Annotated in this window: 19 protein-coding genes and 1 pseudogene; 10 read left to right on the top strand and 10 right to left on the bottom strand. The window is 63.9% G+C overall.

Features of this window, described 5'->3' with window-relative positions; all coding sequences use genetic code 11:
- The first annotated feature begins 47 nt into the window (after positions 1 to 47).
- From ASILVAE211_RS04465 to ligD, 6 genes are all read left to right on the top strand, one after another.
- Positions 48 to 1349, top strand: a complete 1302-nt coding sequence (locus ASILVAE211_RS04465) for a class-III pyridoxal-phosphate-dependent aminotransferase (RefSeq protein WP_227320062.1) — start codon at positions 48 to 50, stop codon at positions 1347 to 1349.
- Positions 1350 to 1578: 229 nt separating this feature from the next.
- Positions 1579 to 2274, top strand: a complete 696-nt coding sequence (locus ASILVAE211_RS04460; protein WP_227320061.1) for a hypothetical protein — start codon at positions 1579 to 1581, stop codon at positions 2272 to 2274.
- Positions 2275 to 2370: 96 nt separating this feature from the next.
- Positions 2371 to 2796: a hypothetical protein gene (locus tag ASILVAE211_RS04455; protein WP_227320060.1), complete on the top strand. Its 426-nt coding sequence runs from the start codon at positions 2371 to 2373 to the stop codon at positions 2794 to 2796.
- A gap of 41 nt (positions 2797 to 2837) precedes the next feature.
- Positions 2838 to 3293, top strand: coding sequence for a DUF4279 domain-containing protein (locus ASILVAE211_RS04450; protein WP_227320059.1), 456 nt, complete (start codon positions 2838 to 2840; stop codon positions 3291 to 3293).
- A gap of 110 nt (positions 3294 to 3403) precedes the next feature.
- Positions 3404 to 4345, top strand: coding sequence for a non-homologous end joining protein Ku (gene ku, locus ASILVAE211_RS04445; protein ID WP_227320058.1), 942 nt, complete (start codon positions 3404 to 3406; stop codon positions 4343 to 4345).
- Complete coding sequence (ligD, locus tag ASILVAE211_RS04440; protein WP_227320057.1) at positions 4345 to 6849, top strand: DNA ligase D; 2505 nt, start codon at positions 4345 to 4347, stop codon at positions 6847 to 6849. The genes ku and ligD overlap by 1 nt, the downstream gene beginning before the upstream one ends.
- Here ligD and ASILVAE211_RS04435 read toward each other — a convergent pair whose 3' ends face one another.
- Positions 6850 to 7461, bottom strand: coding sequence for a histidine kinase dimerization/phosphoacceptor domain -containing protein (locus tag ASILVAE211_RS04435; RefSeq protein WP_227320056.1), 612 nt, complete (start codon positions 7459 to 7461; stop codon positions 6850 to 6852).
- 294 nt (positions 7462 to 7755) lie between these two features.
- Between ASILVAE211_RS04435 and ASILVAE211_RS04430 the strand changes: the two genes are divergently transcribed.
- Positions 7756 to 8586 (top strand): response regulator, encoded by an 831-nt coding sequence (locus ASILVAE211_RS04430; protein ID WP_227320055.1) that lies wholly within the window; start codon positions 7756 to 7758, stop codon positions 8584 to 8586.
- Between the two features lie 84 nt (positions 8587 to 8670).
- On the opposite strand, the gene eno is transcribed toward ASILVAE211_RS04430, so the two are convergent.
- The 5 genes from eno to ASILVAE211_RS04405 all read right to left on the bottom strand — a co-directional run bounded on the left by eno (position 8671) and on the right by ASILVAE211_RS04405 (position 16011).
- Complete coding sequence (eno, locus tag ASILVAE211_RS04425) at positions 8671 to 9948, bottom strand: phosphopyruvate hydratase (protein WP_227320054.1); 1278 nt, start codon at positions 9946 to 9948, stop codon at positions 8671 to 8673.
- 136 nt (positions 9949 to 10084) lie between these two features.
- Complete coding sequence (locus ASILVAE211_RS04420) at positions 10085 to 11518, bottom strand: HipA domain-containing protein (protein ID WP_227320053.1); 1434 nt, start codon at positions 11516 to 11518, stop codon at positions 10085 to 10087.
- The gene (locus tag ASILVAE211_RS04415) at positions 11515 to 11856 is read right to left on the bottom strand and encodes a helix-turn-helix domain-containing protein (protein WP_227320052.1); all 342 of its coding nucleotides are present in this window, start codon (positions 11854 to 11856) and stop codon (positions 11515 to 11517) included. The genes ASILVAE211_RS04420 and ASILVAE211_RS04415 overlap by 4 nt, the downstream gene beginning before the upstream one ends.
- A gap of 66 nt (positions 11857 to 11922) precedes the next feature.
- Positions 11923 to 12561, bottom strand: a complete 639-nt coding sequence (gene upp / locus ASILVAE211_RS04410; protein ID WP_227320051.1) for a uracil phosphoribosyltransferase — start codon at positions 12559 to 12561, stop codon at positions 11923 to 11925.
- An 81-nt stretch (positions 12562 to 12642) separates the two neighbouring features.
- Positions 12643 to 16011, bottom strand: coding sequence for a DUF3971 domain-containing protein (locus ASILVAE211_RS04405; RefSeq protein WP_227320050.1), 3369 nt, complete (start codon positions 16009 to 16011; stop codon positions 12643 to 12645).
- Positions 16012 to 16028: 17 nt separating this feature from the next.
- On the opposite strand from ASILVAE211_RS04405, the gene ASILVAE211_RS04400 reads away from it, so the two are divergent.
- Genes ASILVAE211_RS04400 through ASILVAE211_RS04390 form a run of 3 tightly spaced genes read left to right on the top strand, consistent with a single transcriptional unit; the run spans position 16029 to position 20373 of the window.
- On the top strand, positions 16029 to 18935 hold the full coding sequence (locus ASILVAE211_RS04400; RefSeq protein ID WP_227320049.1) for a bifunctional [glutamine synthetase] adenylyltransferase/[glutamine synthetase]-adenylyl-L-tyrosine phosphorylase: 2907 nt from the start codon (positions 16029 to 16031) through the stop codon (positions 18933 to 18935).
- Positions 18936 to 18946: 11 nt separating this feature from the next.
- On the top strand, positions 18947 to 19414 hold the full coding sequence (gene bcp, locus ASILVAE211_RS04395; protein WP_227320048.1) for a thioredoxin-dependent thiol peroxidase: 468 nt from the start codon (positions 18947 to 18949) through the stop codon (positions 19412 to 19414).
- Positions 19415 to 19440: 26 nt separating this feature from the next.
- Positions 19441 to 20373 carry a ribokinase gene (locus ASILVAE211_RS04390; RefSeq protein ID WP_227320047.1) on the top strand — a complete coding sequence of 311 codons (933 nt, stop codon included), beginning with the start codon at positions 19441 to 19443 and terminating at the stop codon, positions 20371 to 20373.
- Between the two features lie 139 nt (positions 20374 to 20512).
- On the opposite strand, the gene ASILVAE211_RS04385 is transcribed toward ASILVAE211_RS04390, so the two are convergent.
- The 4 genes and pseudogenes from ASILVAE211_RS04385 to ASILVAE211_RS04370 form a co-directional block, all read right to left on the bottom strand.
- Positions 20513 to 22129: an inorganic phosphate transporter gene (locus tag ASILVAE211_RS04385; RefSeq protein ID WP_227320046.1), complete on the bottom strand. Its 1617-nt coding sequence runs from the start codon at positions 22127 to 22129 to the stop codon at positions 20513 to 20515.
- Between the two features lie 420 nt (positions 22130 to 22549).
- A pseudogene (locus ASILVAE211_RS26645) lies at positions 22550 to 22784 on the bottom strand (MerR family transcriptional regulator); the annotation flags it as partial.
- A 56-nt stretch (positions 22785 to 22840) separates the two neighbouring features.
- Positions 22841 to 23155 (bottom strand): integration host factor subunit alpha, encoded by a 315-nt coding sequence (locus tag ASILVAE211_RS04375; protein WP_227320044.1) that lies wholly within the window; start codon positions 23153 to 23155, stop codon positions 22841 to 22843.
- A gap of 116 nt (positions 23156 to 23271) precedes the next feature.
- Positions 23272 to 24258, bottom strand: coding sequence for a beta-ketoacyl-ACP synthase III (locus ASILVAE211_RS04370; protein WP_319799532.1), 987 nt, complete (start codon positions 24256 to 24258; stop codon positions 23272 to 23274).
- Position 24259: the final 1 nt, after the last annotated feature.

The raw sequence follows: 24259 nt of genomic DNA, 5'->3' as shown, positions 1-24259 counted from the left end.
ATCATCCGGGCAGCGGGATCATGACGTCAATGCGGGACCGGCGGAATATGGACGAGATTTCGGGTAGCGGAACCTTCTTTTCGGGCGGCCTCGGCTTCGCCTCCAAGGCCGAGGTGATGGAGAAAGCGGCCCGCTACTGGAACCCGGACAAAACGAAATTCTGGCAGGAGAGCGGCACCGATCTCGTCATCGGCAAGCGCCAGGGCTACGAACTATTCGACGTCTCCGGCAAGCGGCTGATCGACCTGCATTTGAACGGCGGCACCTATAATCTGGGCCATCGCAACACAGAACTGGTGACGGCGCTGCGGGACGCGCTGGATACGTTCGACATGGGCAACCATCATTTCCCGAGCCTGGCGCGCACCGCGCTGGCCGAAGCGCTAGCGGCGACCGCGCCCTTCCCCGGCTGCCGCACCATCTTCGGCTCGGGCGGTGGGGAGGCCATCGATATCGCGCTGAAATCCGCGCGCCATGCGACGGGACGCCGGAAGATCGTCTCCGTCATCAAGGCCTATCACGGCCATACGGGTCTGGCCGTCTGTACCGGCGACGGCCGCTTCTCGGAACGTTTCCTGTCGGACCGGCCGGATGAATTCGTGCAAGTGCCGTTCAACGATCTGGAGGCGATGGAGCAGGCCCTGGCGGCCGAGGACATCGCTTGCGTGATCATGGAAACCATTCCGGCGACCTATGGCTTTCCCATGCCGGCGACAGGCTATCTGCCCGGCGTGAAGGCTTTGTGCGAGCGCTACGGCGCGCTTTACATCGCGGACGAGGTGCAGACCGGGCTGATGCGCACCGGCACGCTTTGGGCCATCGAAGGCTATGGCGTGACGCCGGATATCATCGTCGCGGGCAAGGGCATCGGCGGCGGACTTTATCCGCTCGGCGTGGTCCTCGTCTCCCCGCGCGCCGGCCGCTGGCTGGAGGAGGACGGCTTCGCCCATATGTCAACGGGCGGCGGCGCGGAACTCGGCTGCGTGGTGGCGCTGAAGGCGCTGGAGATCACGCTCAGGCCGGAAAGCGTTGCCAACGGCGCGCGGGTGGCGACAAGGCTGCGCGCAGGGCTGGAGGAGATGCAGACCCGCCACAGCTTCCTCAACGAAATCCGCCAGAACGGTCTCGTCATCGGCCTCGGCTTTGATCACCCAACCGGAGCGCGCTTCGTCTCTCGCGCGCTGTATGAGCGCGGAGTCTGGGCGATCTTCTCGACGCTCGACCCGCGCATCCTGCAGTTCAAGCCGGGGCTGCTGATGGACGCGGCACTGACCGAGGAAACGCTCGGCATCGTTGACGCCGCATTGCAGGCGGTGAAGGCAGTGCCGGAACTGGTGCAGGTCGGTTAGCCGTGCTTTCTGTTTCGCTTACCGCGGTAGGTAGGTCCGCGCAACAAGTGCGCGGAAGACGGCTTATTGCGTCGCTGACTGGCGGTTTCGATCCCCGGTAGCATGGATGCCTGGCAGTGTCGCCCGCGGGCTTGTCCCGCGGGTCTACCCGATCGAATAGCACTCACACATTTTCATTGCAATTTCGTTCCTTAAATGTTAGTTATAATAACAATTGGGAGCGACACCGATGCAAACCCAGCGGAACGACGTCCCCTCCCATCTCACCCATCTCCGCGTGCCTTTCGTCTTCGTGCCGGACGGCGCGCCGATGCCGCAAGAGTGGCTGGCCGCCCATCCCGGCTGGGTGAAATTTCGCGCGACCTTCCGGCCGAAACCATGGTCGCGTCCCGCCGCATCTGCCAATCAGCCCGAGCAAGAAACTGTGCTTGTAACGGATGACGATCAGCGCCTACCCGCGCTGCAGACTGTGATGCGGCTGCACGCACCGCGTCTCCCGCGTGAGCCACCGAACTTGCCACCGCGCTTGGCACCATCGACCAATCCGCCCACGCCCTATCACAGCGCACGTCAACTAATTGCGCTTTATACGCATGATACGCGCGCACTTATTCGGTTATGGGCTGAGCTCAATCATGTGCCGATATCAAAACTGCGTAGACAAAAAATCAAAGATATTGGCTTTACTGAGCAAGCGAGTGAACGTCTCAAAACTGACAAGACAGGTTCTAACAGTGCGCTCATACCCACAGCCGATGACGGAACGCCCGGCAATAACAAAACGCAAAATCGTCAGATCGACGCAATCTGCAGTATGCTGCGCCTTACCAAAGATGAGCGCACCCAGCTTCACCTGGAAATCAGCGGCCAAAATTTGGGGTTCAAAGAAATTCTCCAAGAAGCGCGTGACATGTTTAATAAGTAGGGCAGCATGACGACTCACCCGCAGACAAATCTCACCACCGCCTTTCAGCCGCTCATCGGGCTTTGCGCCTGGAATGTGGCCAATGGCTGGGGCACGATGATCACGATGGAATTCGGCGACCCTTATCTAGCCGTCAGGGAACCGGTCACGCCATCGGAATCGGCTTCCGACAAGGTGAGACGGAATCTGTCGCGACGGCGGATCAGCGTTCTGGGGCAATGGCATTTCTGGATCGAACATGCCCATTGGACGCTGCGCACAAAGGACAAGACAGCAGGCAGCCAAACCTCCATGCAAAGCGAGATGAGGGATATCCTGTCCGACCTCGATGGCCAAAAACTTCTGGCTGTCGAGCCGATCTCTGCAGTAGGGCGATTTCGTCTTGCCTTCGACCTCGACGCTATCCTTGAAATCTGGCCCGCAACAGATATCGACGCGGATCAATGGTCGCTGCGTGAGAAAGGCGGCCCGTTTCTGATTGCAGCCATGGATGGCAGTCTAAGCTATATTGAAGCCCGCTAAGGCCAAGTTGCCGCTTGTACCACAATCAAGCAATCACAATGATGAGCAGTGAAGACGAGGATTACGAGAGCTTTATTGTTCTCGACGTCAAGGGCGACAAACTTGACCCGACCTCGCTTCTTGCTCTGATTCCCCTGACATGCAAACGACCCAGACGGAAAGGTGATCCGATGGGCCAATCCTTCGCTAAGACTGGATATTGCGGCTTTACTGTAGATGGCCGGGAGAGACTCAGGGACGGCACCGCGCATCTCCGACTTATTCTGGACGCGCTGGAGCCGAACATCGCCGCGATTCAAATAATTATGCAGGAACAATCCTTGGCATGGCAGGCGACCTTTTTTGAGGGCAATTACAAAGGCCATTCCTTTTCTGAGCTAAGCCCGGACCTGTTGCGGCGCGCAGCCAATATCGGGCTTCCTGTTGTGAAGAAGGAACCTGATACTGTGACCTTCGTCTGGGACTACGATCCGGCAAAACCCAGATCAGATTCCTAGCGATAGTCATCGATCAAGCCGCGATCGAAGCCCAGGTTACGCCAGAAAACCCTTGAGATCGGTCGGCCGCGTCCCATCTCCTATCGGTTGCGGAGCAAGGACACGCGGCTATGGCCAGGATCGCCCCTCGGCGGAAAAAGACCCATTCTGATCCGCCGGCCGCCGCCGGTCGGCCGATCTGGTCGGGCTCGCTGCGTCTGGCGCTTGTCACTGTCCAGGTGCAGCTTTTCTCGGCCATCAAGACCGGCGCGCGCCTGTCCTTCCATCAGATCGACCAGACATCCGGCAAGCGCATCCGCTATGAGAAGGTGGCGCCCGGCGTGGGCGTGGTGGATGCCAAGCGCATCGCCAAGGGCTACGAAATCTCCAAGGGCCATTACATTCTGCTGAGCGACGAGGAACTCGATTCCGTGAAGATCGAGGCCCGGCGCACCATCGACCTCGTGCAATTCGTCGATCATTGTGAGATTGACCCGATCTATTTCGACAAGCCCTATTACGTGCTGCCGGACGGCGATCTGGCCGCGGAAGGCTATACCGTTTTGCGTGACGCATTGCGCCGCAGCGGCAAAATGGGTCTCGGCCAATTCGTCATGCGCGGCCACGAATATATCGCGGCGCTGAAACCCTGCGGGGATGGGCTGATGCTGGAGACTTTGCGCTTCGCCGACGAGGTGCGTGCGGCGGCGCCATTGTTTGCCGATATCGGCGAGGACAAATCCGATCCGGAATTGCTGGATCTGGCGCAGGAACTCATCAAGCGCAAATCCGGCAAATTCAATATCGACACCTTCCATGACCACTATACCGAAAGCCTGCGCGACCTGATTGAAAGCAAGGCAAAGACCGGCAAGCCGATTGCGGTGGATGAGGCGGAGCCTGACAAGCAGTCCAGCAATGTCATCGACCTCGTCGGCGCCTTGAAGCGCAGCCTGGCCGAAAAGACGGCGGCGGCTGCCCCGGCCAATGACCCGGCGCCGAAAGCCCCCGCATCGAAAGCCAGGGCCAAGACGGCCGCCAAGCCGAAACCCGCGCGCCGCCGGGCCGGCTGATGGCCCGCGCCGCCGCCCCGGCGAAACCGAAAGCCTCGCTGGACGCCTATCATGCCAAGCGCCGCTTCGCGGAAACGCCCGAGCCGCAAGGCACCAAAACCAAGCGCCGCGCCAAACCGGGCCTCGGCCTCTTCGTCGTCCAGAAGCATGATGCGACGCGGCTGCATTACGATTTCCGGCTGGAGCTGGACGGCGTGCTGCTGAGTTGGGCTGTCACCCGTGGCCCCAGCCTCAACCCAGCCGACAAGCGGCTGGCCGTCCGCACGGAAGACCATCCGCTGGACTATGGCGATTTCGAAGGCATCATTCCCAAAGGCAATTACGGCGCCGGCACTGTCATGCTGTGGGACAAGGGCCAATGGGAGCCGATCGGCGATCCGCATGAGGAAATCGCCAAGGGCAAGATCGCCTTCAACCTCTATGGCGAGAAGATGCGCGGACGCTGGGCGCTGGTGCTGATGCGCAAGGCCAGTGAGAAGCGGGAGAATTGGCTGCTCATCAAGGAGCGTGACGCGGAGGCGACCGAAGACCGCGACCTGATCGGCGAAAAACCTGACAGCGTCGCCAGCGGCCGTGATCTGGACGGCATTGCCGCCGCCGGCGGCATCTGGCGCAGCGGCAAGACCGGCGGCCAGACACCCGCGAAAGCGCGTGCCGCCAAAGCCAGCAAGCGTCCTGGTTTCGAGGAACCGCAACTGGCCACCCTGGTGGATGACGTGCCGCAGGAGGGTGGCTGGGTCTTTGAAGTGAAGTTCGACGGCTACCGCACGGAGATTGCGGCAAGCGGCGCCGATGTCCGCGCCTATACGCGCTCCGGCCTGGATTGGACCGAGCGTTTTCCGGCCGTCATCGCGGCGGTGAAATCGCTCGACCTCGACGGCGTGCTGATGGACGGCGAGATCGTCGTCATGGCCCCCGACGGGCGCAGCAGCTTCGGCGCTTTGCAGAATGCCTTGCAGTCCGGCAAAGGCACGCTTGCCTATATGGCTTTCGATCTGTTGCAGGACGGCAAGACGGATTGGCGGGGCAAGCCGCTGACCGAGCGCAAGCAGCGGCTGAGAGACATCCTCGCGCCCGCCGCTCAGGACGGCATTCTGGTCTATAGCGATCATGTCGAAGGCCATGGCGACGACATGCTGGCCATGGCGCGGGACAAGAAGCTGGAAGGCATCATCGCCAAGCGTGCCGACCGCCCCTACCGGTCCGGCCGCACGGAATCCTGGCTGAAGATCAAGATCGGCCATGCGCAGGAATTCGTTGTTCTGGGCTACCGGCACTCCACGAAATCGCGCGCATTTTCTTCGCTTATTCTAGGCGTACGCGAGGGCAAAAGCCTGCGCTATGCGGGGCGCGTCGGTTCAGGCTTTTCCCAAGACGTATTGGCCGACCTCTCCGCGCGCTTCGCCAAAATCAAGGCAACAAAACCAACCGGGATCGACGTGCCGGATGAGATTCTGAAAGACACAAGCTGGGTCAAGCCGCTTCTTGTCGTCGATATCGCCTTCAACGGCTGGACGCGGGACAATCTTATCCGCCAGGGTCATTATGTCGGTTTGCGGGAAGACAAGCCAGCGGAGCAGGTTGTGCGCGAAGAGCCCAAAACCCCGAAGACGGCGACGACGGAAAGCCCCTTGGGCGTGCGCCTGACTCATCCGGATAAAGTGCTGTTTCCGGATTGCGGGGTCACGAAAGCCGATCTGGCAGACTATCTGGCACAGGTTGCGGACCACATGCTGCCTTTCGCGGCCGGCCGCCTCGTCAGCCTCGTGCGCCACCCGGACGGGATCGAGAAGGAAGGCTTCTTTCAGCGCCATCCCAGTCGCGGCATGGATGCGTCCTGGCAGCATAAGGCGGTCAAGACGACGCATGGGTCTGAGGAGTATCTTTATTTCACCGATCCCCGCGCGCTGGTCGCCGCCGCGCAGATCGGCGGCATCGAATTTCATATCTGGGGCAGCCGTCTCGACGATATCGAAAAGCCCGACCGCATTGTCTTCGATCTTGATCCTGACGAGGGACTGCCCTTTGCGCGCGTGAAGGATGCGGCCTTTTTCATGCGCGATGTGCTGGGCGCGCTGGGCCTGGACAGTCTCGCCATGCTCAGCGGCGGCAAGGGCATTCATGTCATCGTGCCGATCAAGCCCGAGCATGATTGGCCTGTCATCAAAGCCTTCGCCGGCGACCTGTCGAACCGGGTGGCGGCCGACAAGCCGGCGCTTTATGTCGCGACCATGGCCAAGGCCAAGCGGCACGATAAAATCTTCATCGACCATTTCAGGAACGAACGCGGATCAACCGCGATTGCCCCCTTCTCGCCCCGCGCCCGGGCCGGCGCACCTGTCGCCTGGCCAGTGGACTGGGACAAATTGGGGAAAGTCACATCCGCCAATGCCGTAACGCTGCGCAATGCCCTGGCGAAAATCGATGAAACTAAGGACTGGTGCCTGGCCGCGCAATCCGGCCAGCGCATCACCCGCGCGATGATCGACGCCGTCGGCGGCTGATCAGCTCGTCGGCAGATCGATATGCAATTCCGACGGCGGCACGCCCAGCAGGCGTTCGGCGCCCAACTGCTTCAGGTGACCATCCAACAGGCGTTCCCGCAGCACGTCGAAAAGCGGGTCTATGGCCACGGGCGCGATGACGGCCAGGCAGACATGATCAGGCTTGGCATGGGTCTCCAGCGCAACCGTGCCGCCCGCCGTCGCGGCCGCGTCCAGGATCGGCGGCAGGACGACCGCCAGATAAAGGCCGAGCGTGATGGCCTGATCGAGATTGATCATCATATGGGCCTCGCAGCGCGCGGTCTCCACATGATGATTGCGGCCGCCGGATACTTCCACGATCCCCGCCACCACTTCCCGGATCAGCGCATCGATGGAAACTTTTGTGAGTTCGCCCGAGCCATAGACGACACGATAGGCGGCGGCCATGGACTGAACATGCTCTTCCAGAAAGCGGATTTCGCCCCGCCGGTCCGGCGGCAGCATCCGCTTCTGCACATTCATCAAACTCACGATAATTTGCAGGTTGTTCTTCACGCGATGGTGAAGCTCTCGCACGAGCCCATCGCGTTCATCGGCGGTCGTCTGCCCCGGATGCCGCGAACTGCTCATATGCTTGAAAACTCCATCCAAAGTCGGACGCCTGATCCATAAGTATTAGCGTGTCATCGCTGAAAGTCAGGCTCATGTCCAACTTCGGCAAGACGGGATATCGGTATCAAAACCTGTTATGCCAGGGCCGATGCTGCGGTTGCGCATCACTTTCCAAAGCTTTGCTCTTTCTTGGCCTCTTGGCACTTGCCGCTTGATAGGGACACGCGAGAAGGATAGGGCTTTGATCGGTCCGCCCGCGCGAAGGCCTGCTGAGACCGAACCTGATTGCCGCCTCTTCTACGGATGAAGCCAATGCATAATACGAACCAGATTGCCGCCCATCTTCCCTATCTCCGCCGTTTCGCCCGTGCGCTCACCGGCAGCCAGGCGGCGGGCGATACCTATGCGGCGGCGGCGCTGGAAGCGGTTTCCGTCGAACCCGAAGCCCTGGCCAAGGGGCTCGATCTCAATGCCGCGCTGTACAAAGTCCTGCTGACCATCTGGGGGTCGGTTCCGGCCAATCGCCGCCATCACGCGCCGGTCCTCGCCGATGCAACGCCGGCCGAAGGCCATAGCGTGGAACAGCTGACGCCGCTGCCGCGCGTCTGTTTCCTGCTGCATACGATGGAAGGCTTCTCCTCCGACATCATCGCCAAGCTGGTGGACCGGCCGGTTGCCGAAGTCCGCCGCCTGATCGACGAAGCCGAGAAGGAAATCGCGGCCCAGCTGCATGCCGATGTGCTGATCATCGAGGATGAGGCTATCATTTCGATGGATCTGGAGGCGCTGGTCGAAGACCTCGGCCATCGCGTCGTCGGTGTCGCGCGCACCCGCACAGAAGCCATGACGATCGCGCGCCAGACCAAGCCTGGCCTGATCATGGCGGATATCCAGCTGGCCGACGGCAGTTCCGGCCTGGATGCGGTCAGCGACATCCTGGCCGGCACGGAAGTGCCCGTCGTCTTCATCACCGCCTATCCGCAGCGCCTGCTGACCGGCGACCGTCCGGAGCCGTCCTTCCTCATCACCAAGCCCTTCCAGCATGAGGTGGTGAAGGCCGTCATCAGCCAGGCACTGTTCTTCGACCAGCGCGCGCGCCTGGGCAGCAAGCCCGGCCCGGTTCTGGGCTCCGTTTCGGCCTGAACGAAAAAACCCGGACGCTTGAGCGTCCGGGTTTTTCCAAGCCGATCAATAGGCCGGCGCTTCGCGGCGCCGGCCTTCTTTACGTCAGCCCTTCAGGATGGTGCGGCCGGCATAGCGGGCGGAGGAGCCCAGCGCGCTTTCGATGCGGATGAGCTGGTTGTATTTCGCCACGCGGTCGGTACGCGCCAGAGACCCGGTCTTAATCTGGCCGGCATTGGTCGCAACCGCCAGATCGGCAATCGTGGAATCTTCCGTCTCACCCGAGCGATGGCTGATGATGCTGGTGAAGCCCGCGCGATGCGCGATCTCGACCGCTTCCAGCGTCTCGGTCAGGGTGCCGATCTGGTTCACCTTCACCAGGATGGAATTGCCGGTCTTCTCGGCGATGCCACGGCGGAGGCGGGACGGATTGGTGACGAACAGATCGTCGCCGACCAGCTGAACCTTGCCGCCAAGCTTTTCGGTCAGCAGCTTCCAGCCCGCCCAGTCATCCTCGGCCAGACCGTCTTCGATGGAGAAAATCGGGTATTTGGCGACGAGAGCGGCCAGGTAGTCGACCATGCCGGCGGAGTCGAACTTCTTGCCCTCGCCTTCCATGTTGTAGACGCCGTCCGCATAGAATTCGGTGGCAGCGGCATCGAGCGCGAAGACGACGTCTTCACCCGGACGGTACCCGGCCTTTTCGCAAGCCATGGTGACGAAATCGAGTGCCGCGTCGGCCGAGCCGATATTGGGCGCGAAACCGCCTTCGTCGCCGACATTGGTGTTGTGGCCGGCGTCGTGCAGCGCCTTCTTCAGCGTGTGGAAGATTTCCGCGCCGATCCGGACGGCGTCCGCGATGCTGGCGGCACCCACCGGCATGACCATGAATTCCTGGATGTCGATGGGGTTATCGGCATGCTGGCCGCCATTGATGATGTTCATCATCGGCACCGGCAGGGTGCGCGCATCGACGCCACCCAGGTAGCGGTACAGCGGCAGGTCGTAGTCGATGGCGGCGGCCTTGGCGACGGCGAGCGAGACCGCCAGCATGGCGTTGGCGCCCAGGCGGCTCTTGTTCGGCGTGCCGTCCAGATCGATCAGCAGGTTGTCGATCTTGACCTGCTCGCTGGCTTCCAGACCGCCCAGCGCTTCGAAGATCTCGCCTTCGACATTAGCGACCGCCTGGGTCACGCCCTTGCCGAGGAATTTGGACTTGTCGCCGTCGCGGAGTTCGACCGCTTCATGCGCGCCGGTGGAGGCGCCGGACGGCACGGCGGCGCGCCCCATGGCACCGGTTTCCAGGAAAACGTCGACTTCGACCGTCGGATTTCCGCGGCTGTCGAGGATTTGGCGCGCGACGATGTCGGCAATGGCGGACATGGTTTTCCCTTCCGGTTTTGACGTTCGGCCCGGCGTAGAACTGCCGTCCGGCAATGGCAAGGCCTTCGGAGCGTCACAAAGCCCTTAACACACAACTTTAGTGCAATTTTTTGCCGCTTACATGCGACGCGGCAGGTCAAGAGAAAGACCAGCCGCCACCGCGTGCAATCGGCGCATCCGTCTCAGCCGGTATAGCCCAATCTAGGGTGCGATTGAGATGCCTGATTCTTGCCCCTGCGACATCCCGGACGGGTTTTGCCTCAGCGCGCGTTACGAGCCCTTCCGCAATCACCGCATCGATCGCCGGCAAAATCGCCGCTGCCATCTCCTGCAAACCGCTCAAATTGCGCCGCAACACGCCGCGCGCGACCCGCCGCTCAGGGAAAAGCTGCGCGAGCAGCATCAGCCAATCCTCCGCCTCAACCTCATCCCAGGCATCCGTGCGGCCGATGCGCATCGCCATGCGGTGGTCGACATTGGGATAGGACGCGACGCTCACGACATCATAGAGCGGTGCCAGATCGAATCCGAAGCCATAATGACCACCAAATGTCATTCGACCGTAAGCAGCCTGGCCATGCTCGACCGCGAAATTTTTCAGATGCGCGTCGCTATTGCCGAGCAGCCAATTGGTATAGGCAGCTCGCAGCAAAACCGTCCGCGTGTCGACGGGTCCGCGCGTAAGCCCCGCGAAGCGACCGAAAAGACCGGCGAAGCCGCGCATCGCTGGCGGAACGCCGGCGGCCTCAGCCTCTTCCTCATATTTCAAATCCGGCGACAGGCCCAGAACCTGCGCTGCATCTTCCTGATGGCGGCGTGTCACCAGCCCGTTCTGCACAATACGGTCGTATCGCGCGACGGCCAGGACCGGCAATCCGCCTATCACATGCCGTTCGGCATGAACTGTCGGCAGGCCCAGCCGCCGTGCCACCGCAAGACAAAGCGCCTCATTGGCGACGATGCCGGGAAACGGCCCCTGCCTGGGCTCTACCTTCAAAATCCAGGTCGTCGGCGCACCGTTGCGCGGCAGAAGAAAGGCGCCTGTCGCGGGATCGCGCGCCAAAGCCAGTTTGCGCTGCACACCCGCCAGGCTGAAGCGCAGTCGCTCGGCAGGCACCCGTCCGGCAGCCGCCTCCGCCACTAAATCGGCCAGCCGATCCGTCGAAACCGGGTCGTAATCGGCCGGCAGCCGTCCAGGCCCCTTCACGGGTGGCGCGTCCCACGGCAGCACTGAAACGGCGCCAGGACATTCCCGGCCCAACCGCGCCAGCAGTCCGAACACATCGGCCAGATCCAGCCGAGCGGCCGAAGCTTCCTCGCGCCGCCTCTCACCTTCCGGCAGAAGGTTCTCGAAAAAGGCCCGTACCTTGGCGTCCCTATACGGTTCGCCGGTCAAGGGCAGCGCGGCTGACAGCGGCAAGGCCTGCCCCGATCTCAGATAATCGGCGTCATAGACGAATCCGACGCCGTAAGCGCCGCCGGCCTCGCGCAGCAAGGCACCGACGCGGCCGGCTGCGCCGTCGATCCAAACGGCCAGTTTTGGGCCGTCCGGCGGTCCGGCGTCGCTCATTCAGTTTTCCGGTCCAGGCCGAGCGCCTCGGGCAGATCCGCCATGGCACCGGCGGGTAATGCGAGAACGGTCACGCCCAGATCAGCCAGCAAGCGCAGCACGGTGCCGATGCCCACACCCTCGGCGCCATTTTCGAGGCCGACCAGCATCTGACGTGTCATGCCCAGGCGATCAGCCATTTCAGCCTGGGTTAGTGCGCGCAGCGCCCGTTCTGCCCGCAGGAGCGCGCCGAGTTCGACCGCCGATGTCAGCCGATGCGCCCGGCGCAGCACCGCAGGGTCTGGCGGAGGCAGCGGACGTCCCGGACCATCTCTGCGGGAGCGGGGTCTTGTCGTCATTTCGTGACAATATCACGTCTTATCAAGCTATGCCATATTTTGTCACGTATTGCGGACAAAATAGAGTCACTTAGTCCCGAATAAACGATCCCCGGCATCGCCCAGGCCCGGCCGGATATAGGCGTGTTCGTCCAGCTCGCGGTCGAGCGCGGCGGTGAAGATCGGCACATCCGGGTGCTGATCCAGCATCACCTGCACGCCCTCGGGTGCGGCGAGCAGAGAGACGAAGCGGATCTGGCTGGCGCCGGCCCGCTTGATGAGTTCCACCGCCACGGCGGCCGAATAGCCGGTCGCCAGCATCGGATCGACGGCGATGACCAGACGGTCCTCAATATCCTCGGGCAGTTTATTGAGATATTCCACCGGCCGCTTCGTCACCGGGTCGCGATAGAGGCCGATATGGCCGACGCGGGCGGAGGGCGCGAGATCGAGCAGACCGTCCAGCAGGCCATCGCCCGCCCGCAGCACGGAGACGAAGCACAGCTTCTTGCCGGCCAGCAGCGGCGCCATCATCGGCTCCAGCGGCGTCTCGATCGGCACCATTTGCAGCGGCAGGTCGCGCATCACCTCATAGCCCAGAAGCAGACTGGTCTCCTTCAGCAACTGGCGGAAGGCATTGGTGGATTTCTCGCGCCGGCGCATCAGCGTCAGCTTGTGCTGCACCAGGGGGTGATCGATGATCGTCAAATTCGGAAAAGCGGGCATCGCGCCGGGACTCACTTGTTTATCGGTCTGCAAACTGGCCTCCATGATGGCTGGCGGTGTCCCTGGCGGCAACGCCGGGCGTTATTGCCGGGGTGCGGCCTGATCCTGGTTCTGCGCGGGTGGCGCAGTCTGGCCCTGGGGCCGATGATTGAACAGATCGCGCAGAAATCCCGGCGCGATCATCGACAGCGCGTTGACATGCACCGCCGGGTCATTGATCGGCCCGACGATCTGGAATTTCGCCGCGAAGACGCCGCCCCCCTTCTCCGGGCTGAACAGCTTGCCGATGAGCGGTATATGGCCGAGCAGCGCATTGAAGAAATAGGCCGGCACGACCGTGCCTTGAATATCGAAATTATTGCCCGGCAGATTGACGGAGCCATCGGCCGTCAGGCCCAGGGAGGCGCTATAGGCCCGCGCCTCATGCAGATCGAGCCGCCGGCTGGCCAGCTGAAACGGCGCCACCATTTTGCTGAAGAACAGGCCCGGACCGTGCATGAGGTCAACGACGCCATAGAGCGTCATTGCTTGCAGAAGCTTGGCGACGGTCGGTGCGGCGCCCAGCGAGAACTTGTCCATTTCCGCCGTGCCGGTCAGCGGATGGCTGGGCTGGCTGTCGTCATAGGTGCCGGAAATGTCCAGCACGCCACCGGTCACGGCGTCATAGGCATTGGTGGCCCGCAGCAGGCCGCCGAAATCACCGCTCGTCAGCCGCACCTGACGGGTCTGGTTCGGCATCGGCACAATCGAGAGATGCGAGGCCGCGCCGGAGGGTGCGACGGTCAGCGACACATCGGCGCTGCGCACCACGACGCCATTATTGACCACCGTGCCGCGCACCGCGTCCAATTCGCGCGACTGACCGGCCGGCGTGGTGCCGAACAGGATGCGGTCCACCGCGACCGTCGCCCGCCAGGGCGGATGCGGCGCGAATTCCTGCGGTGAGGATATCTGCGACAGCGCGCTATTCGCCGGCTTCACGCTCGGCTCGGCCTTGCGGGCATGGCCGAAGACGGCCGAGAGATCCAACACGGGTCCGGCGATATCGACGACATAGGGGTCGGTCTTCGCCGCCGGCAGATCGAACCGTCCGTGCAGATCGGTGCGGCCGAGTTGCAGCTTATCGACCGTGACGCTGGCAAGCCGGCTGCCTGAAAAGCCGCTCTGCACCTGCAACGCCAGACCGGGGCCGGTCAGCGCAAGATTGTCGAGCGCGATGATGCGGCTGCCTTGCAACGCGACATGCGCGGTGGCCGTCGCCGTGCCGGCCCCGCCCGCCCAGGAAATCTGGCTGACGCTCAGCCGCTGCTCCGGCACCGTGACGGTGGCGTTGATATCGGTGCGCCCGCTGCGCTGGGCGGCCAGTTGCAGGCTCAAGGCTGCCTTACCCTTCAGGATTCCGCCTGTGGGAATCTGGGCCGCCGCCAACTGCGTCTCATCGGCCTGGGCATCGACCTTCAGACTGGCGATGACCTGGCTGGCCGGCCCGCCGTCAAAGTCCGTGGTCAGCGCCACCGTCGCCGGAATACCGGCCAGGGCCGCCTGACCGTTTAGGGACAGACCGGCCATGGTGGCGTCGATGGTGAGATTGCCGTCGGTCAGATTCCGGCCAAGCAACAGGTCGCCCAGGCCCAGATTCTGGATCACGTCATGCGTGCGCATGGTGATCTGATCGGTCGTCACATTATTGTCCAAGGGCAGGCTGAGCGTGAGGCTGCCCTGGAAAGTCCCACCGGTCACGGTCAGCGGCACCGGCAGACCCTTGAGCAGATGCAGGCGCGGCTGGCTGATGATGGACATGGCCGAGGCCACCGGCCCCGCCAGATTGAGGTTGATCGTGCCGATCTGGTCCGCCGCCGACAGGCCGGTGATGACCATGCTGCTATTGGTGACAGCCTGATCGCCCTGGGCCGCACTGGTGACGCCGATGCGAACGGCATCCATGCCCTGCAACGCGATTTCGCCATTGACCTTGGTCATCGGCGGCAGCGGCGGCAGCCATGTCACCGTCAGGCCGGTCGCCGGCAGCGCGCCGGAAACGCCGGTCAGCCCGATATCCGAGAAATCGGGCTTGCCCGTCAGCACGAACTGAAAATGCCCGTCATGAACCGACCCGTCCTTGACCTGGGCCTTGATCCAGTTGCGCGCCCCCTTCGCGAAAGCCGGCGGCCAATAGGACGGCAGATCGCCCGAGGCGACATGATCCAGCCCCAGGCCGATCGTCATCGTCAGGTTCTGATCGGTCCGCTTGCCCTGGCCGCTGAAGGCGATCGTCGGCGGCGGCTGGGCGCTGACCGCCGCCAGCGCGATTTTCGAGCTTGGATCGATGACGAGGCTAGTCTCGTCCCCCGTCAGCAGCAGGGAGAGCGCCGTGATCGGGATATCGCCGCCACCGAAGCGCAACTGGCCGCTGCCCGCCGTGACGGCGGTACGAAAGCTGGTGATGATCGCCTGGTCTGATGCGTCCACTTCGCTCTGGACCTGTACAGGCACGGACACAGCCGGCAAATCGGTCGGCATCTGAAGGGCCGCCATCATGCCGGCAGGGTCGTTCAATTCAGCGGCGGTCTGAACCGTCACCGCGCCCTGCGCCGTCTCGGCGAAATTCACCTGCAGACTGGGCCGTGCACCCGCCGTCTGCGGCGGCAAGGGTCCGGCGCGGGAGGCGAGAACCGCTGCCACCTGCCCGGTCAGCCCGCCGGCATCACCACGCGTCAGCGTCGCGTTGATAGCGGCGACCTGCAACGCGCGACCGGCGAGGCCGGCCTTGCCTTCCGCACCGGCCGCCGGTTGCAGGGTGACGCTGCCATGGGTCAGCGTCACCCGTCGCAATTCGGACAATTCGGCGGCCTTGACGGGCAGCATATGCCTGTCGCTTTGCGGCGGCTGGCGCAGCACGGCGATGATGTCGCGCAAGGTCTGCCGCAGATTGGGATCGCGCGCCGTTTCTTCCGTATTCTCGGCGATCTGCTGCGCCGGGGGCGCCCGCCGCAGCGAAATCTGCAATCCGTCCAGCGTTACCACACGCGGCGCGAAGACACCGTGCCAGGCCCAGCCCATCGACAGGTCAACGCCCAGATGATCGACGGCCAGGCTGCGGTCATTCGCCGTGTCGGCGATGCTGATATCGTCGCTGGTCACGCGCACCGGCTGATCCGGCCCATCCCGGAAGCCATTCCAGCTGACCGCCAGATGTCCGATCCCGGCATCGACCTGCGGCTCGGCGATCATCAGGATGCGCGTCAGGCGCGGCAGCGCCCAAGACAGATCGACCGGCCCCTGGGCCGCGCGCCAGGCGAGCCCCGCGCTGGCCAAGGCAACCACGAGGAATCCCCATTCGATGAGGATGATCCCGGCATCGAGCGGAATTTTCCACCACCAGCGGCGGGGGTGAAACCAGCGCCGCTGGTGCGGCTGGGGTGCCGGGTCTTGACCGTCGGCCGCGCTCATGCCCAGCCTCCGCCGCGATGACCCTTGATGTGCACTTCCACTGGCCGGTGCCGGCCGAGACGGCGGCCGCCGACCGTTTCGTCGACCGCATCCACGCTCTGCCCGGCACGGAGGCTGTGCCGCTGGCCATGCTGCGGGCGATCGGCGGCAATAGCGACTATCTGGCCGATCTCAGTTTGCGCGAACGCGAAACCTTGGCGACGGTCGCGACCGCAGGGCCGGAAGCCGCCATCGCCCATGCCTTTGACCGGCTGGGACAGATCCGCCCCAGCGCCACCACGGCCGCCATCGGCGCCGCGATGCGCGACGCCAAGCGTCAGGTGGCGCTGGCCGTGGCACTGGGCGATATCGGCGGTGCCTTGCCGCTGTCCCGCGTCACCGGCGCATTGTCGCGCCTGGCGGAGGAGACGCTGCAACTGGCCGTGCGCCACCTTCTGCGCCGCAATCATGCGCAGGGACGCATCAGCCTGCCGGACCCGGACGGCGACCCGGTCATCGGCTGCGGCCTGACCATTCTGGCTCTCGGCAAGCTGGGCGGCCGGGAGTTGAATTATTCGAGCGATATCGACCTCATCGTCTTCTACGATCCAGCAGCCATTGCTTCACCGAACGAGACTATAGGTGAGAGTTACACGCGCCTAGCCAGGGATCTGGTGAAGCTGATGGAAGCGCGCGATGTCGGCGGCTATGTCTTTCGCGTCGATCTGCGCCTGCGTCCCGATCCTTCGGCCATGCCGCTGGCGATTTCGGTGCCGACGGCGCTCGCCTATTACGAAACGATGGGCCGCAACTGGGAGCGCGCCGCCTTCATCAAGGCGCGGCCGGTGGCCGGCGATATCGCCCTGGGGCAGGCCTTCCTGGAGCATCTGCGGCCCTTCGTCTGGCGCCGCCACCTGGATTTCGCGGCCATTGCCGATATCCATGCCATGAAGCGGCTGATGGATGCGCATCGCGGCGGTCCTATTCCCGAAGGACCGGACAGCGTGCAGCGCCTGCTGTCCCATAATCTGAAAATCGGCCGTGGCGGCATTCGGGAAATCGAATTCCTGGCGCAGTCCCAGCAACTGGTTTGGGGCGGCCGGGAGCCGATGCTGCGCGTGGGCGCCACCCTGCCCGCTTTGCGGCTGTTGACGCGGCTGCGCCATGTCTCCAGCGACACGGCCGCCGTGCTGACCCGCGCCTATCGCTTTCTGCGCCAGGTCGAGCATCGCTTGCAGATGATCGCCGACCGCCAGACCCATAGCCTGCCCGGCACGATGGAAGGCATGGCGGCGCTGGCGACCTTCATGGGGGCCGCGTCGCCGCAATCCTTCGCCGACCGGCTGCTGGCGCATCTTCTGGAAGTGCAGGCGCTCTACGACAGCTTTTTTGAAATGGCCGAGGATGCGGAAAGCCTGGCCGTCGGGCATGACGGGTCCAAGGCCCCGGACCAGACCCTGGCGCGCCTGACCGAACTCGGCTTCGCCGATACGCCGCGCATTGTGGAAACGATCCGCCGCTGGCTGTCGGGCCGGCCCCGCGCGCTGCGCTCGGAACGCGCGCGCAGCCTGCTGGAACCCCTGCTGTCGCCCATCCTGCGGGCCATCGCCGCCCAGCCGCAGCCCGACCAGACCTTCGCGCGCTTCGATCATTTCGTCTCGGGCCTGCCGGCGGGCGTGCAGCTTTTCTCGCTCTTCAGCCGCAATCCGGCGCTGATCGACCGCATCGCCGTGCTGCTGGGCGCCGCCCCAGGCCTGGCCGATCATCTGGCCAATCACCCTGGTTCGCTGGAAGGCCTGCTGGGATCGGAGGAAGCGCGGTCGGACCCGTCGCGCGCCCTGCGCGCGCAATTGGTCGATGCTTCGACGCTGGAGGATCGCATCGCGGTCACACGGCATTTCGTGAGCGAGGAACATTTTCGCATCGGCGTCGCGACGCTGGAAGGCCGTATGGATGTGGATGCGGCCGGTATCGCCCGTACGGCGTTGGCGGACGCCGCACTCGGCACCATTCTGGACGCCGTGGTGGAACAGCAGATCGCCCGCTACGGCCAACTACGCGGTGGCGGCTGGGCCGTTTTGCTTCTGGGCAAGGGCGGCAGCCGGGAGATGATGCCAGGCTCCGACCTCGACCTCATGTTCATTTATGACCGGCAAGACGATGTGGAAGCCAGCGACGGGCCGAAAGCCCTGGCCCCCAGCCAATGGTTCGCGCGCCTGGTCACGGCCTTCACCGGCGCGCTGACGGCGCAGGGTGTCGAAGGCCCGATGTATAAGGTCGATATGCGCCTGCGTCCCTCCGGCAATCAGGGACCGGTCGCCGTCAGCCTCGCCGCTTTCCAGAAATATCATGCCGAACAGGCCTGGACCTGGGAACAGATGGCCCTGACCCGCGCCCGCGCCGCCACCGGCACGCCCGCCTTTCTGCCGGTCGTCGAAAAGGCTTTGCGAGAGGCGCTGCATCCCCGCCTGCCCGCCGAGGTTCTGCGTCATGACGCGCTCGACATGCGGCGCCGCATGCTGCGGGATTTGCCGCCCGCCGGCCCCTGGGACGTCAAGCTGATGCCCGGCGGCGCCATGGAGGTGGAATTCATCGCGCAGATCCTGCAGCTCATCCATGGGTCCGAGCATCCGGAGCTGCGCAATACGACGACGCGCATCGCGCTAGGCAATCTTCTCGCTGCCGGCTTTATTCCCCATGCCGAGGGGCAGGCGCTAATGACGGCCGACCATCTGTGGCGGACCATCCAGAGCATGCTGCGCCTGACGGTGGGCCTGACGCGGTCCCCCGATCTTCCCGAAGCCTCGGCCCGCATTCTGCTGGCCGCCACCCGCAATGCCACCATGGCCGACCTCCGCCACCGCATGGAGGAAACGGCGGCTCTGGTCCGCGCCGCCTTCATCCGCCATATCGGCGATCCGACCGAGACAGCCCCAAAATCCTGAGGGAAGACACCATGAACTTGAACGAAGGCGATAGCGCCCCCGATTTCACCATGCCGGCCACCGCCGGCCGCAAGGTCAGCCTGGCCGATTACGCCGGCAAGCCCTTTGTGCTGTATTTCTATCCCAAGGCGGATACGACCGGCTGCACCAAGGAAGCCTGCGCCTTCCAGGAAGCGCTGCCGCAGCTGGGCCATCTGGGCCTCGACGTCATCGGCGTGTCCCGCGATCCCATGAAGGCGCTGGAAAAGTTCGCCGAAAAATACAGCCTCACCTTCCCGCTCGCCTCCGACGCCGAAGGGGCCGTGACCGAGGCCTATGGCACCTGGGTCGAGAAATCGATGTATGGCCGCAAATATATGGGCATCGAGCGGTCCACGTTTCTGGTGGGGCCTGACGGCAAAATCGCCAAAATCTGGCGCAAGGTCTCGGTCACCGGCCACGCGGCGGATGTGCTGAAGGCCGCCCAGGCACTGGGCTGAAAACGACGTCCGGGAGGAAAGAAAAAATGATCATTGTGATGGGCGTCTTCGCGGTCGATTTCGTCTTCCAGACGCCGGACATTCCGGTCTGGACCAAGACGCAGATCGGCAGCGGCTTCAGCATCGGGCCGGGCGGCAAGGGCTCCAACCAGGCCATCGCGACCGCGCGCCTGGGTGCCCCGGTGGAATTCATCGCCAAGATCGGCACCGACCATTATGGCGCCATGGCGCGCGGCATCTATCAGACCGAGGGCGTCGGCACGCGCTTCTTGCAGCAAAGCGCTGACCTGCCGACCGGGTCGGCGGCCATCATCGTCCATGCCGAGACCCGCGAAAACGCCATCATCATCGTGCCAGGCGCGGCGGCGACGCTGACGACAGGCGAGATTGCGCAGGCCGCCGATGAGATCGGCAAGGCCGATGCCTTCATTACCCAGCTGGAAACGCCGCTGCCGCTGGTGACCCACGCGCTGACCATCGCGCGCCGCGCCGGGGTACGCACCATCCTCAACCCCGCGCCGGTGCCGGAAGGCCCGGTCTCCGACGAACTGTGGGACATCATCCGCCTGTCGGACATCCTGACGCCGAATGAAAAGGAAGCGTCCGAACTGACCGGCCTGCCCGTGACGAACGCGGCCGAGGCCGAGGCCGCCGCCGACGCGCTGATTGCGCGCGGGGCTGGCGCGGTGATTATCACGCTCGGCGAAAAGGGCGCTCTGCTGCGCCACAACGGTGAGACGGTGATGGTGCCGGCGGTGCGCGCGGGCGCGGTGGTCGATACGACCGGCGCTGGCGACAGTTTCAATGCCGGGATCGCGGTCGCTCTGTCCGAAGGCCTGGCGCTGCCCGAGGCGCTGCGCTTCGCCTGCGCCGTCGCGGGCTTGAAGGTGACGCGTGCCGGCGCGGGTGCGGGCATGCCGAAACGCGCCGAGGTGGATGCACTGCTGGCCCAGGGCTGACGGGCATTGGCTAAACCCACCGCCGTCACCCCCGCGCAGGCGGGGGTCTTCTAACTTGGCCTCTGTGAGAGGCGCAGAAGATGCCCGCTTTCGCGGGCGTGACGATGAAGGGTGTGCGCCAACCTAAACCGGTACCGCCTCAGAAAATCTCGCGAAAGACGAAGAACAGCACACCCGACAGCACAATCGCGACCGGGAGCGTCATAATCCAGGCCGAGGCCAGCTTCACCAGGGTGCTGCGCTGCAAGCCGGAGCCACTCGCGACCATGGTGCCGGCGACGCCGCTCGACAGGATATGCGTGGTGGAGACCGGCAGGCCCCAGACCTCGGCCATGGAAATCGTGGCGGCGGCGACGATTTCCGACGCCGCGCCCTGCGCATAGGTCAGATGGGTTTTGCCGATACGCTCCCCCACCGTCTGCACGATGCGCTTCCAGCCGACCATGGTGCCAAGACCGAGAGCGACGGCAACCGACACCTTAACCCAGGTCGGGATGAAGCGCGTGCCGCGTTCCAGCTCCGTCTTATAGGATTTCAGCGTCTTGGCCTCGTCGGCGGAGACCGAGCCGGGGTTCTTGGTCAGGGCCGTCACGGCCGCATCCGTCAGATACATGTCATTGCGGATATTGGCCGCTTCCGCCGCCGGCACATGCGAGAGGGCGCCGTAGCTGCGAACCTCATCCGAAATCTTATGGGTCAGCACGCTGAGCGCTGCGAAAGTTTCCGGGGCCGACAGCGTCTTTTGGTTGATCGCGTCATCCACCCGCTGGCGGGCTTCGGCGGCCTCGACCTTGGCGGCGTCCTTCGCGGCATGAGCATCGAAGACCGCGGCGGCATGGGTGCTGGCCGCAACGAAGGTCGGCGTATGGCTTTCCGGCACGGTGCGGTTGAGGGCGAAGGCTGTCGGCGCCACGCCGATCAGGATGAGCATGATCAGACCCATGCCCTTCTGGCCGTCATTGCCGCCATGGGCGAAGGAGACGCTGGTGCAGGTCAGGATCAGGATGCCGCGGATCCACCACGGCGGCGGGTTGCGGCCTTCCGGGGCCGTATAGAGCTTCTTGGAGCGGATCAGAACCTTCATCAGCAGGAGCAGCAGCGCCGCCAGCACGAAGCCGGCGACGGGGCTGAAGAGCAGGCCCTTCAGCACGCCGATGGCCGCGCCCCATTGCACGCCGGCCGTCGGGTGGCCGGCCGGGGCCATCAACTGATTGGCGATGCCGACGCCGATGACCGATCCGATCAGCGCATGCGACGAGGAATTGGGAATGCCGAACCACCATGTCAGCAGGTTCCAGCCGATCGCCGACAGCAGCAGCGCGAAGATCATCGCGAAGCCGGCGCCACTGCCGACATTGAGCACCAGATCGTTCGGCAGCAGAGCGACGATGGCATAGGCCACAGCACCGGTGGAGGTCAGCACACCCAGGAAATTGAAGAAACCCGACCAGACGACGGCAATCGTCGGCGGCAGGCTATGCGTGTAGATGACGGTCGCGACGGCATTGGCCGTATCATGGAAGCCGTTCACGAATTCAAAGCCGAGGGCGATGAGCAGCGCGATGCCCAGAAGCAGAAAAGCACCGATCGCCAGCGGCTGGGCGCCCGCGCTTTCCATATCCGCGACCAGCCCATAGACGGCGTAGCCGAGGCCGCAGACAAGCAGCAGGGCGAAAACCGGCACCGTCGCCCAATGGCCTTTGCCTTGGAGACTGGGACGGCCTGCATTCTGAGAAGAGGCTGTCATGTCCGACATGATACGATCCGCCACCGTTTTTATCGGCTTATCTGTCGTCGTCAGGCTGGTCGATGAAAGGTTTTGTTACACTGCCGTCGCTGGGCGGTGGATCGGCGCAAAAGACCGGGCGTCAGCGCGCCAGAAGCGCGCGCAATGCCTCAAGCTGGCCCAGCATCTCGGTCATCGCCTGGCGCAGCTTCACGACTTCCTCATCCTTCGCCGCCAGGGCGGACGGCAAGGCCGCAACGGAAGCCAAGGCATGGCCTGCCGGCTGGCTGGACCGGGGAATGAAGCGCAAGGGCAGGCTGGCGGCGACAGGCGCCACAGGCTCGCTCTCTTCAGCCGGCTGGCTGGACAGCAGCAGCGCCTCGCCGTCCGTTTCAGCCTCGCTATCCTGGTCATCGAGCAGCGGCGGCGGGATATCGTCCGCCAGACGGCCACCGCCTTCGCGCAGCAGGCGCTGCACGCCCTTGATGGTATAGCCCTGGGTATAAAGCAGATGCGCGATGCGACGCAGCAGCGCCACATCGTCCGGCCGGTAATAGCGGCGGCCACCGCCGCGCTTCAGCGGCTTCACCTGAGTGAATTTGGTTTCCCAGAAGCGCAGCACATGCTGTGGAATATGAAGATCGTCGGCCACTTCGCTGATTGTGCGAAAAGCCGTTGGCGCTTTTTTGGGTTTGGCGCGGGCGGCGTGATCGTCATCCTCGCGCGGGAGCGGAATGGCACTCACGAATCGGCACCATCATCCTCAACGACTTCGCCATTGACGGTGCCTTTCAGCACTTGGCTCGGCCGGAAGACGAGAACGCGGCGCGGCAGAATGGGAACTTCGACGCCGGTTTTGGGGTTGCGGCCGATGCGGCGACCTTTCTGGCGAACAGAAAAGGTTCCGAAGCCACTGATTTTAACGGATTCACCTGCCTCAAGTGCGGTGGATATCCGCTCCAGCACGGACTCCAGCAGGTCAGCCGATTCGTTACGCGACAGGCCAACCTGTGCGTAGATCGTCTCGGCCAGCTGTGCGCGCGTCACTGTGCTCATGCCGCAACGGTAGCATTGCCAGCCGCTCTGTCAACGAATCCTTCACCATCAAGGCTTTGGCGCGCGGATGTTTTATCCGTGGCGAAGAGATGGCGCGAAGGAGTTAAGCCTGAAGCTTAGATGCGGACGAGCGCCGATCCCCAAACCAGGCCGCCGCCAAGCGCTTCCATCAGCACCAGCTGACCACGCTTAATCCGGCCGTCGCCCATGGCTTCAGCCAGCGCCAGCGGGATGGAGGCGGCCGAGGTATTGGCATGACGGTCAACGGTGATGACCACCCGTTCCGGCGCCAGGCCGAGCTTGCGGCCCATGCCCTCGATAATTCGAATATTGGCCTGATGGGGTACCAGCCAATCGACCGCGCCACGGTCCAGATTGTTATGCGCCAAAGCTTCGTCCACGCTTTCCGACAGGCGCTGCACGGCATGGCGGAAGACCTCCCGCCCGTTCATGTGAAGCTTGCCCGGCAGCGGCTGGCCGGCACTGTCGGCGACACCGATGGCGCCATCGACATAGAGGATATCGCCGAGCGCCCCTTGGGCATGCAGATGGGTGGACAGGATGCCCTGCTCGCCTTCGCTGGCCTCGGCGCGCAGAAACACCGCGCCCGCGCCATCCCCGAACAGCACGCAGGTGCCACGGTCGGTATAGTCGAGGATGCGGGAGAAGACTTCCGCGCCGATGACCAGCGCGCCGCGCGCCCGGCCGGCGCGGATCATTTCATCGGCGATCGACAGCGCATAGACGAAGCCGGCGCAGGCGGCAGAAACGTCGAAGCCGAAGCCTTTCTGAATACCCAGCGCGGCCTGCACCCGCACAGCGACCGAGGGGAAAGCCTGGTCCGGCGTGCTGGTGCCGACGATGATGAGATCGACATCATCCGGGCTGGCCCCGGCGGCATCCAGCGCCTTGCGCGCGGCCGCAACGGCCATGGAGGTTGTGGTCTCGGCACCTTCCGCCCGGTAGCGCTGATGGATGCCGGTGCGGTCGCGGATCCAGGCGTCGGACGTATCGACGACGGCCGCCATCTCGTCATTGGTGACGACGCGGCCGGGCAGAAAGCCGCCGGCCCCTGCCAATACGGAACGGATAGGCGCTGTCACG

Origin of the sequence: Acidisoma silvae (assembly GCF_020618775.1) — a bacterium.
GTDB classification, from domain to species: Bacteria; Pseudomonadota; Alphaproteobacteria; order Acetobacterales; family Acetobacteraceae; genus Acidisoma; species Acidisoma silvae.
This window is presented reverse-complemented; position numbering and strand designations above follow the sequence as displayed.